Annotated in this window: 12 protein-coding genes and 1 pseudogene; 7 read left to right on the top strand and 6 right to left on the bottom strand. The window is 69.0% G+C overall.

Going from position 1 to position 14,885, the window contains the following annotated elements; genetic code table 11:
• Positions 1-560: 560 nt before the first annotated feature.
• Positions 561-1,693: pseudogene (locus ABZY45_RS24225) on the top strand (IS630 family transposase).
• Between the two features lie 21 nt (positions 1,694-1,714).
• Here ABZY45_RS24225 and ABZY45_RS24230 read toward each other — a convergent pair.
• Positions 1,715-2,098, bottom strand: coding sequence for a hypothetical protein (locus tag ABZY45_RS24230; RefSeq protein WP_356742892.1), 384 nt, complete (start codon positions 2,096-2,098; stop codon positions 1,715-1,717).
• A 515-nt stretch (positions 2,099-2,613) separates the two neighbouring features.
• Positions 2,614-3,708 (bottom strand): glycerophosphodiester phosphodiesterase family protein, encoded by a 1,095-nt coding sequence (locus tag ABZY45_RS24235; RefSeq protein ID WP_356742894.1) that lies wholly within the window; start codon positions 3,706-3,708, stop codon positions 2,614-2,616.
• 793 nt (positions 3,709-4,501) lie between these two features.
• Between ABZY45_RS24235 and ABZY45_RS24240 the strand changes: the two genes are divergently transcribed.
• On the top strand, positions 4,502-5,689 hold the full coding sequence (locus tag ABZY45_RS24240) for a DUF2235 domain-containing protein (RefSeq protein WP_356742896.1): 1,188 nt from the start codon (positions 4,502-4,504) through the stop codon (positions 5,687-5,689).
• 61 nt (positions 5,690-5,750) lie between these two features.
• Here ABZY45_RS24240 and ABZY45_RS24245 read toward each other — a convergent pair whose 3' ends face one another.
• Positions 5,751-6,653, bottom strand: a complete 903-nt coding sequence (locus ABZY45_RS24245; RefSeq protein ID WP_356742962.1) for a DUF3626 domain-containing protein — start codon at positions 6,651-6,653, stop codon at positions 5,751-5,753.
• A 354-nt stretch (positions 6,654-7,007) separates the two neighbouring features.
• Positions 7,008-7,868: a nuclease gene (locus ABZY45_RS24250; RefSeq protein WP_356742897.1), complete on the bottom strand. Its 861-nt coding sequence runs from the start codon at positions 7,866-7,868 to the stop codon at positions 7,008-7,010.
• A 465-nt stretch (positions 7,869-8,333) separates the two neighbouring features.
• On the opposite strand from ABZY45_RS24250, the gene ABZY45_RS24255 reads away from it, so the two are divergent.
• The 3 genes from ABZY45_RS24255 (at position 8,334) to ABZY45_RS24265 (ending at position 11,101) form a co-directional block, all read left to right on the top strand.
• Positions 8,334-8,867 carry an SMI1/KNR4 family protein gene (locus tag ABZY45_RS24255; protein WP_356742899.1) on the top strand — a complete coding sequence of 178 codons (534 nt, stop codon included), beginning with the start codon at positions 8,334-8,336 and terminating at the stop codon, positions 8,865-8,867.
• 43 nt (positions 8,868-8,910) lie between these two features.
• Positions 8,911-9,537: an SUKH-4 family immunity protein gene (locus ABZY45_RS24260; RefSeq protein WP_356742901.1), complete on the top strand. Its 627-nt coding sequence runs from the start codon at positions 8,911-8,913 to the stop codon at positions 9,535-9,537.
• 304 nt (positions 9,538-9,841) lie between these two features.
• Positions 9,842-11,101, top strand: coding sequence for a transcriptional regulator (locus ABZY45_RS24265; protein WP_356742903.1), 1,260 nt, complete (start codon positions 9,842-9,844; stop codon positions 11,099-11,101).
• A gap of 61 nt (positions 11,102-11,162) precedes the next feature.
• Here ABZY45_RS24265 and ABZY45_RS24270 read toward each other — a convergent pair whose 3' ends face one another.
• Positions 11,163-11,882, bottom strand: coding sequence for an ABC transporter permease (locus tag ABZY45_RS24270; protein ID WP_356742905.1), 720 nt, complete (start codon positions 11,880-11,882; stop codon positions 11,163-11,165).
• 33 nt (positions 11,883-11,915) lie between these two features.
• Positions 11,916-12,800, bottom strand: coding sequence for an ABC transporter ATP-binding protein (locus ABZY45_RS24275; RefSeq protein WP_356742907.1), 885 nt, complete (start codon positions 12,798-12,800; stop codon positions 11,916-11,918).
• A gap of 524 nt (positions 12,801-13,324) precedes the next feature.
• Here ABZY45_RS24275 and ABZY45_RS24280 point away from each other — a divergent pair.
• Both ABZY45_RS24280 and ABZY45_RS24285 read left to right on the top strand, forming a co-directional pair.
• Complete coding sequence (locus ABZY45_RS24280) at positions 13,325-14,149, top strand: histidine kinase (protein WP_356742909.1); 825 nt, start codon at positions 13,325-13,327, stop codon at positions 14,147-14,149.
• Between the two features lie 19 nt (positions 14,150-14,168).
• Positions 14,169-14,771, top strand: a complete 603-nt coding sequence (locus ABZY45_RS24285) for a response regulator transcription factor (RefSeq protein ID WP_356742911.1) — start codon at positions 14,169-14,171, stop codon at positions 14,769-14,771.
• The last annotated feature ends 114 nt before the right edge of the window (positions 14,772-14,885 follow it).

Here is a 14,885-nt window from a genome sequence, read left to right on the forward strand (position 1 = left end):
CATGGGCTGAGATATTCAGCCACGCGATGTCCCAATGATGCGGGTACCACTTGATTTGAACAGCGCACTTTCGGAAATCCCCCGGCGTGCGCCCGCGCACTCCCGCTCTGCACAGAGATCACGACAAGCTCCCATGCGCCGGGTACGCGCCCCACCCGGCCGGTCCGGCCGTCGCCTGTGCGCATCGGGGCCGACCGATCGTCGGTTTCGGGCCGCTCGGGCAACGCGCACCGCCCTACGTCCTGAACGAGAAGGAGGTCAGGAAGTGACGGCCGGAGAGCTCGCCGGGCCGGCCCGTACGTCTGTCTCTTCAACAGCTTGATTCTGGTGACGTTGCCTTCGACTGCACCCGAGGTGTAGGTGGTGGCCAAGGCTCCCTGGACGGCTGCGTCGTCACGTCGTAGGCCGTTGGCCAGGGTGCGGAGTTCTCGCCGACCGTCTTGGCCGTCGAGGCGGACGCCGGCGATCTAGTGCCGTAGCAGTGAACGTTTGCCCTGTTGTGATGTGACGCGCCGTCCGGGGTCTGTGGCCGGATGCCGGACGGCTGTCACGGTGTGCGGGTGGCAGAACGAGTACGCGTACGTGAGATCGACGATGACGAGGGTCGGCGGCTGCTACGGATCATCCGCAGGGGCACCGGTTCGGTGGTGACCTGGCGGCGGGCCCAGATGGTATTGCTGTCCGCGCAGGGCATGCCAGTGGCGAAGATCGCCGAGGTGTCGTTCACCAGTGACGACCGGGTGCGTGACGTGATCCACAACTTCAACGCCGACGGCTTCGAGTCGCTGTATCCGAAGTACTCCGGCGGTCGGCCGAAGACCTTCACCCTGCCCGAACGCCGCGAGATCAAGAAGATCGCCAAGTCCAAGCCGGCCGAACACGACCTGCCGTTCTCGACCTGGAGCCTGACCAAACTGGCGGACTTCCTCGTCGCCGAGGGGGTGGTCGACGACATCAGCCACGAGGGCCTGCGCACTCTGCTCCGCGAGGAGGGAGTCTCCTTTCAACGGCTGAAGACCTGGAAGACCTCTCGGGATCCGGACTACGCGGCCAAGAAGGCGCGGGTCGAACACCTCTACGCGATCGCCGACGGCGAGGTCATACCCGAGGGTGGCGAGCCGGAAGTCATCTTCTGCACCGACGAGTTCGGGCCGCTCAATCTGATGCCTCACCCCGGCCGGCAGTGGGCCGAACTCAGCGGCAAGAACAAGGACCCCGACCGTGCGCCACGCCGCAGACGGCGAGCGACCTACAACCGCTACGACGGAGTACGGCACCTGTTCGCCGCCTACGACCTGGGCAAAGACAGGCTCTACGGCACATCAAGCCAGTCAAGAAGCGCACCCAGTTCCTGGAATTCTGCCGCTACCTGCGCACGCTCTACCCGCCATCAGTGCGGATCGCGATCGTCTGTGACAACTTCTCCCCGCACCTGACCACGAAGAGGTGCCAGCGAGTCGGCGACTGGGCCGCGGCGAACAACGTCGAGATCGCATACACCCCGACCAACAGTTCCTGGCTCAACCGCATCGAGGCCCAGTTCACCGCCCTACGCTACTTCGCTCTCGACGGAACCGACCATGCCACTCACAAGGAACAGGGCAGCATGATCCGCCGCTACATCATCTGGCGGAACAAGCATGCCACCGACAAGCGCCTCAACGACCTCGTGGCCAGAGCGAACATCGCCTGAGCTCGGCTGCATCAGCCAGACTCACCACAGGTGCAGGAAGCTCCTGACGTCGTCAAAGCCGTCAAGTGCCCGCCCGTCCACCTCCGTCGGGTCCGCTTCAGCACGTGCCGCCAAAGACTCAGCCAGCGCCAAAGCCTCATCGCTGAGACGACCGAAGCGCCGAGCGGTATGTCCCAGGCACAGGCCGGCAAGCCCGAGCAGAGGACTTCCTGGCACGGCCCGTGTCCCCACCTCCACGCACCAGTGCTCGACGAACGTCCGCTCTTCGTCGTTCAACGCGGTCCCGACCAGCACGCTCGCTGCCTCGGACTCATGCCCCCGGTCCTTGAGCGCCCGCTCCAACACTTCGACGACCACGACATGAGGCAGGGCCGGAGGGTTCTCGAAAACCCGATGTGAATGCATGCCGCGACACTACGCACCCGGCAGCGGCACCCAACCCCGCGAGAGGGGGCGAACGTTGCTTGATACGGCACTAGATGTCCAGGGCCAGGGGCCCATCGCGCCGTTCGCACACCATGAGTGCCAGGTGGCGGGCGTACTGGACGGTTGCGGCCGGCGCGGTACTTCGGTCGGAGTCGTCGAGGCATTTACGCTCGGTGCCGGTGAGGCATTCCGGGGTCGCATGATCCAGTCGGTGACCCGGCGGACGGCCATGTGGGGCAACGGAGTGTTCGTGGGGAGCGTGCCGTGGCGGTAGGACTTCAGGTGCCGGCGGACGGTTTTGAGGTCAGCGGTCTGAACTCCAGCGGGGCCGCGCCTGCATCGGCAGGAACGGCCCCGGACGTACGAGGTCGGCTACTTTCCGAGCGGTTTCTGGACGTCATGCGGTCGCCTCCGGCCTGGCGGGCGAATCTGGCTTCGGTGACGTCTCCAGAGCCGATGCGGCGATGGCGTTCTGCTGGAGGCCGGCAAGGCGCTCAGTTCTGCGGCACGAGCGGTGGCGCGGCATACCGCTTGGGCAGCTTCAGGCGACGCTCGGCCATCACCGCACGCAGGCGGTCCGGGTAGTCAGTGATCAACCCGTCCACTCCGTCGTCCATCAGCTTGCGCATGGTCGCCTCGTCGTCGACGGTCCACGGGATCACCTTGATCCCGGCGTCGTGCGCTCGACGCACCAACTCCTGCGTGGTGTAGGGGACATAACCGGAATCGGTGACCTTGCCGTCCTGAGGTGAGCCGTGCACGGGGGAGAAGGCGTCCGCGCCGAAGGAGGCGACGGCCGCCACCGGGTCGCCGCCGAAGTCGTCGATGTCCAGACCGCCCAGCCAGGGCGAGCCACCGGGCTGCCCGGGCTGCAGGAACTGGTTGCCGTTGGTGAGCGCGACGAGGCGCAGTTCGGGCGCGACCTGGCGCATCCGCATCAGCGCCCCCCAGTCGAAGCTCTGCACCGTGACCCGCCGGGCCAGCCCCGAGGCGCGCACCTCCCGCGCCACCACCTGGACAAAGTCCTCGCGCGGCGCCGTCTCGTGCGGGGCCCCCGCCTCGACTTTCGTCTCCACGTTCAGTCCGACCCGGTGCGCCTTGCGCTCCTCGACCAGGTCGAAGACCTCCGTGAGCAGCGGCATTTGGGCCCCCGGACTCGGCCGCTGCCCCGGGAACTGCGGCAGCGTCTGCGTACCGCAGTCCAGGGTCCGCACCTGGGCCAGCGACAGGTTCACGATGTATTTGCCCACGTAGGGGTACTCCGGGTCCCCTGCCGCCACCGGCCCGGTGTCCCGGCACTTCGCCGCCGAGATGCGGCGGTCGTGGGTGACCACCGCCCGCTTGTCCTCGGTGATCTGCACATCGAGTTCCAGGGTGCTCACCCCGACCTCCAGCCCGCGCGAGAAGGAGGCGAGCGTACTCTCCACCGTCAGCCCGAGCCCGCCCCGGTGAGCCTGGAGGTCGAAGTGCCGGGGCCCGTGGCCGGGCCCGTTCCCAGCAGACGAGGCGGGCGAGGCCGTCAGGAGTCCGGCGCAGGCAGCGGCAGCCAGTACGGCGGCCGTGAGCGCTCTGTGCAGGCGCGATCTCATAGGGGAAATCCTCTCCGTCGCGGGACGACGGCCACGCCCTTCGTACGGGTACGGCCACCGCCACCCTCACCGACCGGTCTTCGCGCAGGAGAACTTCCCATGACGCGCACATGCCGACCGTGCCAACGTCGGGATTCCGTTCAGACCCTGCCTGCGCCGACCACCAGCAGGCAGCACGCAGTACCCCGGCGCCGTGCCGTACCGCGTGCCGGGGCGCCTCCGCCGCCCCGCAAAGCATCGAGCTGACGACTCGGCCGGAGGAGCGAGTGGCACCCAGCGCCCCGTCCTCGTCCCAGCCGGGGCTTCCCGTCGACGAGGCCGGCCTGCGCGTGGTCTCGCTCCACACCGCCCAACGCCGGGTACCTGGCGCGCGGGGTGGACGAAACGCTTCGAGCATGTCGCGGCCGGCCGGGGCATCTCATTCCTGGCCCGCTCGGCGACCGTGTTCTACTCACATCCGGACGTCATCTACGTGCCCGTCCTGGATCTGGCGCCCTTCACCGCGGCGCAGGGGGCGGCCGAGATCACGGCAGAATATGGGAACGATGAAATGTGGCAGCGTGGAGGCGTCGCCACTGCAAAGCACGGTTGAGCAGTTCGGCTGACAACAGCAGCGCCAACAGAGGGCACGCGACCACAGCAGAGGCGCGACTGCGGTCGGTGCGCGTCGGCCGCGACCGGCCGCCATGACCGCCGGAGCCCACGGATGGCGGGGCCCTACAGGTGGTGGAAACATGGAAGTGGTGTTTTACGCCTTTGTGTTCGCTGCACGCCCTCGCGAGGAGGGATGGTCATGGCCAAGCGTCTGGTCGTCTGCTGCGACGGCACATGGAACTTCGCCGACCAGCCGAGCAAGACGAACGTCGCCAAGGTCGCCCTGACAGTGCGACAAGGGTCCGCCGGCGGGAAGGACCAACGGGTCTACTACCACGGCGGAGTCGGTACCCAGCAGTGGGAACGGCTCCGGGGCGGTGCCTTCGGCGTGGGGCTTTCCCGGAACGTCGCGGACGCCTACCGGTTCCTCGTCGAGACGTACGAGCCCGGCGACGAGCTGTTCCTCCTGGGCTTCAGCCGGGGCGCGTTCACCGCCCGTAGCCTGTCGGGGCTGGTGCGTAACAGTGGCATCCTCCGGCGGGAGCACGCCGACCGCGCGCAGGCCGCGTGGTCCCTCTACCGCGATCGGACCGAGCATCCGAACGGCGCGGCATCCACGTTGTTCCGCCGCTCGTACGCCTACGAGACGGCAATCCGCTTCATCGGGGTGTGGGACACCGTGGGTGCGCTCGGCATACCCCTGCCGGACGCCGCTCCGCTCCAGGCGGCGGTGAACGGGTTCAACCGCCGCTGGGCGTTCCACGACACCGAGCTGAGCGGCTGGGTCGAGGGGGCCTTCCACGCGCTGGCCATCGACGAGAAGCGTTCGGCGTTCCGACCGGCGCTGTGGCACCAGCGGCCCGACGCCGCCAGGCAGGGACAGGAGCTGAAGCAGGTCTGGTTCGCCGGGGTGCACTGCGATGTCGGTGGCGGGTACGCGGAAGCGGGGCTGTCCGACATCGCCCTGCTGTGGATGGTCGACCAGGCCCGGCGCTACGGGCTGGAGTTCGACGACGAGGCGCTCAGCGCAGCCGGGCCGGAAAGGATGAGGCCACACCAGAGCGTGGCCTTCCGGGTGGAGCCGGACGGCGCTGGTGAGCTGCACGAGTCGCGGACGCGGATGTACCGGCTGGCCAAGGCCTACCACCGGCCGCTGGGCAGCGCGGTGAGCGACAGGAACGAGCCCGACGGGAACGAGTTCCTGGCAGTCCCGGCCAGGGAGCGGTACGAGCGTGACGCCGCATACCGGCCGTCGGAGCTCAGTCGGTACCTCACCCACCGGGAGCAGGTCCGGCTGGAGCCCGTCCTGGTGCCGGACCTCGCGGCCGGACTGCCCCCGATGCCGTCCGCCACGTCCGCGCCGGGGACCGGTCGCACCGACCGCTGAACCGCACCTCTGCGGTCTCAGAGCCCGGAACAAATCCCACAGCCCCTACGGCACCAGCCCCTCAACGAAGGCCATCGAGTACAGCCCCCTCCGGCGGTGCCGGAGCCACCGATCTGTCCGCGGCCTTCCAGGGGGCCCCGAATCGCGCCAGGTAGTGCCACACCTTCTTGACCGCCTGGGGGTCATAGAGGCCGGCACGTGCAGAGTCCCCGATGATCCGCGGATCGAGCATGCCGTCGACCGCGATCTGCGTGCCCAAGTCGACGTATTCCTGACCGCGGTAGTCGGGGTGACATCGGAGTTCTTCAACCCCGAGGCGGAAGCCGGGGTGCCACTCCACCGGGCAGCCAAGACGCAGAGCCGCGACCTCGACCGTCGTGCCTCGGTAACAGGGGTCCAGCACCAGCGCCTCCACATCGCATTGCAACTGGACCGGGCCGTGAACCTGCGCCTCGATGTAGTCGTCAAGCTCGTCCTGACGATCGGCGCGGGCTAGCTCGATAAGCCCCATGCGGGCGGCGACACCGAAATCCGACGGTTCGAGGAAACTGTCCGGGTAGCAGAACGTGCTCCGCGTCAGCGTATGGGCCGTCAGCCGGAAGTGGGCCGAGCCGAACCGCGGTGCCCCGCCGACCGGCTTGCCGCGGAAGTTCAACGCCCCGTAGACCGGCCGCTCATGAGCGGCCGCTTCGTCGTACGCCCCGTCGAAGATCCGGCTCTCCCAACGCCACCGGTCGCCGCCTGGATGCGCGGTCAGACCGCCGTTGCTGGTCCTCGTGACGAACTGCGAGTGGTAGACGCCGACCTCGAACATGGCGTCCAGGATCGGCTTGCCGTGCAGCAGACGGTCCGGGTGGAAGTTGAGGGTCACCCGCAATGCCGGGTCCATCGGAGGGCCCGACGCCAGTTCCGCGACATGCCGAAGGGCCCGTTCCTGCGCTGTCCGGGAGGCTGCAGAGCTCATCAGCACAGTGTTCCCCACCCTGATCAACCGGTGCACGCGGATTGTCCGCCGACAGCCCGTTCCAGCGTGACGGAGCGTTGATTGATCACCAATCGAGACGATCTCTGACTGCCGCGGAGACCCGCCGGATGCGGAATTGCCTCAACCGTCCGGTTCTTCCAGCGCCGTATCGTCGCTCTCAAAGCCGGGGCTGGTGCCGGTGCCCCCCGCGCGCCTGGACCGCGACGACGCCTCGCTCGAACTCCGCTGGGCCGGCTCCTCGCCGAGGCGGCCGGCCTCTACGAGCAGTCACGGGAGGGCGGACCGCTGAGGGGGTGAGACGGCGGGCCGAGGCCTCCCAGTCTCAGGCCAGTCTCAGGAGTCCTCGAACAGCAGGTCCTCGGGCGGGCGGATCATCCGCACGGTCGCGCCGTTCGTTGTCTCCACGACCCGGTGCAGTCCCACGCAGCGTTCACCCGTGGACAGGATGGAGAACCGGTCCCCCACACCTGCCAGGAACGCGGGGAAACAGGCGATCGGCGGCGTGCCGAGGTTCAGGTAGTCCACCAGGCGGCGGAAGAGCTTCGGCAGGAGCACGGCGTCGTCCGTCAGGGTGGACAAGCCGGCCACCTTCACGCCGGTGAGTGTGTCGTCGCTCGGCCACAGGCCCCGGCCCTGTGTCCGGGCCTGCGCGGACGTGGTGGCCATCTCGGCGCGCAGGCTGGTGAACAGGCTGCGATAGAACGTCGGGTAGGCCAGGCCCACCGTGAGCATGTGGTGGTTGAGCGTCGTCCTCAGCACGGCGGGGTCGACGTCGATCTCCCGGCCGCTCTCCCCAGGGGGTGCGCCCCGGCCCGCCAGGGCGATGCACCGGCCGTGGACGTCGGTACCCCGGGTGAGGACGAAGCCGGGGACCGTGTCCGGGGTGGTGGCGACCACGCTTTCGCCCTCACGCTGGACCTCGGTGAAACCGATCCAGCTCAGCAACTCGTCACGTGCGGCGTGGGCGAACTGCAGGGGCTGGTGGACCCGGTTGGCACCGTAGTGCGTCTCCAGTGCGTCGATCGCGTCCAGCCGCAGCTTCGCACGGCCCGTGGCACTGTGGTCGACGGCGCGGCCGAGCCCACCGCCCACGAGGTCCCACTCGGCGGGGTCGTCGGCGGTGAAAGCCACCGTGTCCCCGTCCGGCTGGGAGCCCTTGACATCGTAGAAGCCTCGGATCAGAAGCATCGGCATGGCGACTCCTCGGGGTGGTCCCCCTGCCTTCAATTATGATTCTGACCAGGGCATTTCGCATTCCGTGGAGGGTGACCAACCCGCGCTGCACGTCCAGTTGACGGGACGGCCCGACGGCCTCCGACACCGGCATGCACCGCGCTTCCGTTCTGATCGGGCGGGCTCGGTTCCCCACACAAGCCCTGGACAACACCGGCACCACAGGGGCTGGAAGGTCTGCGGCTCCAGTGCCGTACGGGGGCCGAACGGGCGGCGTGCTCACCGACGCGGGCGCGGACCGACCCGAGCTGACCACCGCCTACCTCGATCCGCAGGTCCTGCGCAGTGCCTGCGAATCCGAGCCGATGCTGCGCGCCAACGCAACACGACCGGTCACGCGCGCGCCTGGCACCACATCGGCTGATCACCAGCAGCCGCGCCCTGGCAGCCCCGGAGGCATCGTGGTGCGGTCCGTAGGATGCACTCATGGCCGTGTTCGATGAGGTGAAGGCGACGTTCTGGGGCGAGGGGACGTACGGGGTGCAGCCCCCGTTGACCGACGCGGCTGTTCAGGTCGCCGAGCGTCAGCTCGGTGTCCGCCTTCCGGCTTCGTTGATCGAGATCCTGCTGGTCCAGAACGGTGGTCCGGTGGCGGAAGCGTGGAACGCGTTCCCCACGGATGAGCCGACGTCGTGGAGCGAGAACCACGTTCCGCTCGACGCCTTGATGGGGATCGGACGTCACGAGGGCCAGTTGTCGTTGCTGGACTCGGCGTACCTGATCGAGGAATGGGCTCTGCCGTCGGCTCTGGTCCTGCTCTCCGGAGACGGGCATTCCTGGATCGCTCTCGACTACCGGACGTGCGGGAATGACGGCGAGCCGTCCGTCACGTGGTTCGACGCCGACGACCGCACCGAGGTGCCCTTGGCGACGGATTTCGCCGCGTTCGTCGGGCGACTCACCTCGGATTCGTCGTTCGATCTGCAGCAGCGGAGAGACACCGATCAGAGCGTCCTGTGACTGCTGACCGCTCTGTACCGCCCCCGAGTTCGGAGTCCCGGTAGTGCTCTTCGACATCTCCCGCAGTGAACTCGCCGACTGCTTCGGCGAGGACCGGCTCGCGACCCTGCCCGCCGGCGCCTTCCCGCCCGTCATCGCGGACACCGAGGGCGCACGCCTCCTGCAGACGGTCGGCGTCCCCACCGGGACGCTCCGACTGCGTGCGCTCGAAGAGGACTGCGGCCGCCTGCCGCTCGTCAAGGACGTCGTCCACGCCGAGACCCTCGAGGACGCCCCCGATGGCGCGGGCGATTGGCCTGTCATCGGGTGGCTCCTCGACGCACACCTCGCTCTTGCTTCCACTCCGGGTTCCGGTTCAGGCGCGGTGTACGCCTTCGATCTCGACGAGGAGGGCGCACGGGAGCTCCACGCGGACGTCTCGTCCCTCGTCCAGGTCACCTTCCGGTTCCAGCGCCTGCTGGAGGAGTTCACCTTCAGCCACGACGGCGGCGAGGAAGCCGGCTACGAGCGCCTGGAGCGGGAGGTCGAGCGTATCCGCGAGGAGACGAGCAGCATCGACCCGTTCCCGTTCCAGGACGACGAGACCATCTGGTCCGTGGTCGGCGAGGAGATCGCAGCAGGCCAACGCTTCAGGGCCGGCAGCCCGGGAGCACGCTCACTCTTCGGATGACCCCCGGACGTCGGAAGACCCGCGCTACGGGCACGGCACCTGGACGGTCGCGCTGCGACAACAGACCCTCGGCGGTGCTGACGACGCGACACGACCGATCCCGAAGCCGCCTTCCGGGTACGGGTACGCCCTCCACGGGCGCACGCGGGCGCCGTATACGCGAGCCCGCGCCCGGGTACGTACGCCACCATGGCGCCCGGCGGGACGCACGGGCCACACTGGCAGCACGTCGGAGGCCGGGCCGGGCGTGCCCATGCCTTCCTCGGACCACGACGGTGGTGCCCGTTAGACGATGGGGGACGAGATGTCACACAGTGGTGACCTCGCGCAGCGCAGGGCCACGCTGGAGGAAGAGTGGTCTCGCCTGATTCCGCACCTGAAGGGCCCGGGCTCGCCTCCCCGGACCGGCCACATCCTCAGCGATGAGGTGACCGCGTCCTGGGTCCGTTCGCTGGCCAGCGTGGACCCGGCGCGGGCGAGCGCTCCCGAGACGGGCGACGGCGCGGTGCACCACCGGTGGAGCGGATCACCGTTGCGCGGTCCGGTCGACGCTCTCGCGCACGAGTTGCGCAGTGTCGCGGAGGACGCCGGGTTCGTCAGCGCCGTCACCGACGCGTCCGGCACGATTCTGTGGACGGGCGGCGGGCGGACGATGCGGCGACGGGCGGAACAGGTCAACTTCGCCCCCGGCGGGCGGTGGGACGAGCAGGCCATGGGAACCAACGCCCTTTCGCTCGCCCTGCGCACCGGCCGCCCGAGCACCGTCTTCTCGGCAGAGCACCTGGTGACGGCTCTGCACGGCTGGGTCTGCTACTGCGCCCCCGTCCACGGCCCCGACGGAAGCGTCCTGGGGGTCCTGGACTTGTCCACGACCTGGGACCGCTCGCATCCCCTCGCCATGGCCACCGTGCGGGGCCTCGTGTCCGCCATCGAAGCCGGCCTGCGCAATGGGGCGTCCTCCCTGGTCCCGGCGGACTCCCCCACGCTGCGCCTGACCTGTCTCGGAACCGAGAACGCCGTACGCGCGCTCGGGACCGAGAACGCCGTACGCGCGGGTGCCCGGCTCGGTCTGCGCCCCCGGCAGCTGGAGATCCTGACCCTGCTGGCGCTGCAACCCGAGGGATACGCCCCGGAGCGGCTGCGCGAGTCCCTGTACGGCGACCGGCCCGTCACGGTCTCGACCTTCAAGGCGGAGATCTCCCACCTGCGCCGAGCCCTCGGCGGCGGTGTCGCCACCCGCCGTTACGCACTCACCGCACCGGTCTCCTGCGACGCCGTCGACGTCCTGCGTGCGCTGCGGACGGGCGACGCGGACACGGCCCTGCGTCTGTACCGCGGCCCGCTGCTCCCCCGGTCCCAGGCTCCCGGCATCGAGGAGTGGCGCACCCATCTGGAGGTCGCCGTACGCGAGGTGGTCCTGACGAGCGACCGCCCCGAACACGCCCTGCTCTACGGCGAACGGGCACCGTACGACGCCGAGGTCCACCAGCACGCGCTGCGCCTGCTCGACCCGGGGGACGCGCGCCGGGCGATAGCGGCGGGCCGGCTGGCCTGCGCGTTGTAGGTCCAGGCTCCGGGAGGGAGCTCCCCCGGGAGCCGGAGCCGGCACATACAGCCCATGGACCTCAGCGGCGCGGTTCCCAGCGGAAGAGCCGTGAGGCCAGCGCGACGGCGACGACGATCCAGCCCAGCATGGGCGCCAGCAGGGGCAAGGAGTCCGCGACGGCCACGCCGCCGTGCCAGGCGTTGCCGACGAGCTCGGTGGCCGCCCCACCGGGAAGCAGCCGCTTGAGCAGCGTGAGATCTTCGGTGCCGGCGATTCCCACCCAGCTCACGACTGCGATGACTCCGAGGCTGATGGGCAGCGTGGTGATCTGGGCCTGTTCGGGTGAGTTCGTCAGTCCGGCCGTGGCCAGCCCCAGGCCGAGCATCATGACCAGGGACAGGAACACGGCCGCCGCGAGGAGGAGGATGTCGGCCGGTGCACCGGTGACCACGGCCAGTACGCACAGGATCGCGACGATCTGGACCAGCACGATGAGGGTGATCGGCAGCAGCAGACCGCAGAGGATGCCGACGTCGTCGGCCGCGGTGGAGCGCAGCCGCTTGAGGAAGAGGTTCTGCCGGCGTGCGGCCAGCGTGGTCACCGTACCGGCGTAGAGGCCGAACACTCCGACGGTGAAGATCACCACCGCCGCGATGTAACCGAGGCTCCCCAGTGCCGCGAACTGCTCGTGCTGTCTGATGAAGAAGGCGCAGACGGCAACGGGCATGATGAAGCTGGTGATCAGTGCCAGCCGGTTCCGGAAGATCTGGATCAGTTCGCTGAGCGCTATGGCAAGCATGGTGCAGGTCCTTTGGGAGGTTCCGGAGGAGGTTCAGTCACTGCCGATGGCGCGGAAGACGTCGTCGAGCCGGGTCGGCCCCGATTCGAGGTCCCGCAGCCGCACCGTCTCGGTCCGCGCCCAGTGGAGGAGGACGTAGAGGTCGTCCTGGAGGTCGGTGGTCTCGATGCGGAAGGTCCCGTCGCCCTCGGAGGTGGCGGGCAACGGCAGCGTCGGCGCCGAGGCCGGGAGGGAGAAGCGGATCACGGCCGGCAGTGTCCGCGTCAGCTCGGAGACGGTCCCTTCCAGGTGGAGCGTCCCCGCGTGCATGAGCCCGATGCGGTCGGCGCGCTGCTGGGCCTCCTCCAGGTAATGCGTCGTGAGGACGACGGTGGTCCCGTCTTCGCGCAGCTTGTCCACGACGTCCCACAGTCCGTCCCGGGACTGGATGTCCAGGCCGGTGGTCGGCTCGTCGAGGAAGATCAGCTCGGGCGACCCGTACACGGCGGTGGCGAAGTCCAGGCGCCGTTTCTCGCCACCGGAGAGCTGGGAGACCTTCGTTCCCGCCTTGCGTGTGAGGTCCATGAGGCCGAGCACCCGGTCGGTCCTGTCCGAGCGCCGGGAGAGCTTCCCGATGAGCCGGACCGTCTCCTGGACGGTCAGGTCGGGCGAGAAGCCGCTCTCCTGCAGCATGGTGCCCATCCGGGGCCGCACGGTTCGCCGGTCACGCGGGCTCTGTCCGAAGACACGCACCGAACCCGATGTGGCCGTGCGGTGGCCCTCGATGATCTCCAGGGTCGAGGTCTTCCCCGCCCCGTTCGTGCCGAGCAGTGCGTAGAGCTCCCCGCGTTCCACCTGGAAGGACAGGTCCTTCACGGCGTGGTAGTCACCGTATGTGACATTCAGACGGTCGACGTCGATGACAGGTGCAGTGGTCATGGCACCGATCCTCGGCGAACTCTCCCCCCGGTCGGCAGTGCCGCCATGTCATCACCCCGCGTGACAGACTTCCTCCGGGAGGCATGACACGGTGTCACTGGTGACAGCACGGTGCCGGCTCGATACTGGAGACAATTCTGTTCGATCCCGGAGAGCTCACCATGCACGCCAGCCCCCTGCGCATCCTGCTGACCCGGCCGCCCGGTGGTGACCGGTGACGCCGGCCCGGACGGTGTCCGGTCAGCCCGAGCAGGCGCAGGGACGGCTGTACCGACTCAATCTCGTGATGATCCTCCCGCTGATCGTCGCCACGGGTGTGCTGCTGGTCGCGATGGACTCCCGGACCTGGTGGCACGCCGTCGTGCTGGGTCTCGGTGTGGCCGCGGCGGTGGTGACCTTCGCGCGGTGGGCGGCGGGCGACCTCTCACGCGTGGCGGCCCCCTGCCTGGCCGTCGCCGCGCCGGTGTTGGCCGGTCGGCGCGCTCCTGATCGACAGCGGCACGGCCTTCTACGGCATCTCGTTCGTGGGCGCCCACGTGATCCCGCAGCTGCGACACCGCCGGGGCGCGGCAGCGGTGCTGCTGTCGGGCTTCGTGGCCGCGGTGGGTACGGCGAAGCTGTGGACCGAGGGCTACGACTCCGGCGATCTGATCAAGTACCTGATCGTCCCTGTCGGCGTCACCGCGGCGCTGACCGGGCTGATGTTTCCCAACAAGCGGTTCTACGACGTGGTCGCGGACCTGGAGGAGGCGCGCGAACGGGAGGCCGAGCTGGCCGTCGCCCGTGAACGCATTCGGTTCGCCAGTGACCTGCACGACATCCAGGGCCACACCCTGCACGTGGTGAAGCTGAAGATCGCACTGGCGCAGAGGCTGCTGCACAGCGACACAGGGCGGGTGGAGGAGGAATTGCGAGAGGTGCACGCCCTGGTCGCCGACACCATCAGCCAGACCAAGGAGCTCGCCTACGCACAGCGCAGGCTCAACCTCTCGGCGGAACTGGAGAACGCGAAGAACCTGTTCGAAGCCGCGGGCATCCGCGTGCACGTCGACCGTGCGGACGGGTTCGACGGCCGTCCGGGCGAACTGCTCGGGCAGGTACTCCGTGAGACGACGACGAACATCCTCCGGCACGCGCAGGCCGACGAGGTGTGGATCACTCTCTCGCGGTCGGGCATCACCGTCGTCAACGACGGGGTGCCGGACACGCCGCTACCCGAGCTGCGAGGGCTCGCCGCCCTCCGGGAGCGGGTCGTGGACAACGGCGGAGAACTGCTGGTGGAACAGAAGGACGGACGGTTCCTGACGGCCGCCGCGTTCCCTGCACCTCGCTCCGGCGCCACCTCCTGACAACGCGTAAGGACGACCGATGACCACCGTGGTACTCGCGGACGACGAGGCTCTGCTCCGCAAGGCGCTCGCGTCGCTGCTCCCGCTGGAGGGACAGATCACCGTGCTCGCCGAGGCCGACGACGGCGAGGCCGCCGTGCGGGCGACGCTGCGCCACCGTCCGGACGTACTCGTCATCGACCTCGAGATGCCGCATGTGGACGGTCTCGGCGCGGTGACGCGGATCCGTGACGTCCTGCCGGACCAGGTGATCCTGATGCTGACCCGCCATGCCCGGCCAGGGGTGCTCCGCAAGGCGCTGAAGCTGGGGGTGCAGGGCTTCGTCAGCAAGTCCGCGGACCCGGATCACATCACCTCGGTCATCAAGGCCCTGCACGCGGGCCGGCGATGGATCGACCCGGACGTCTCCGCCTTGGCCCTCATCGACGACTGCCCCCTCACCGACCGCGAGACTGACGTACTGCGGGCCACCGGCCACGGGTACTCGGTCGCCGACATCGCCGCCCAGCTCCACCTGGCGGAGGGCACCGTGCGCAACTACCTCTCCAACGCGATGCAGAAGACGCAGACCCGTACGCGTCACGAAGCGGCCCGCTACGCCCGCGAACACGACTGGCTGTAGAGGCAGGAGCAGTCACCGGACTCAACGGTGCACGGTCGGGGACCCCGGGCGGCCGACGCCAACCTCCCACCAACCTTCCGGGCCCATGGTGGGGCGCACCACGACGCCACGGCG

It is taken from the genome of Streptomyces sp. NPDC006516, from assembly GCF_040611875.1.
Classification (GTDB): domain Bacteria; phylum Actinomycetota; class Actinomycetes; order Streptomycetales; family Streptomycetaceae; genus Streptomyces.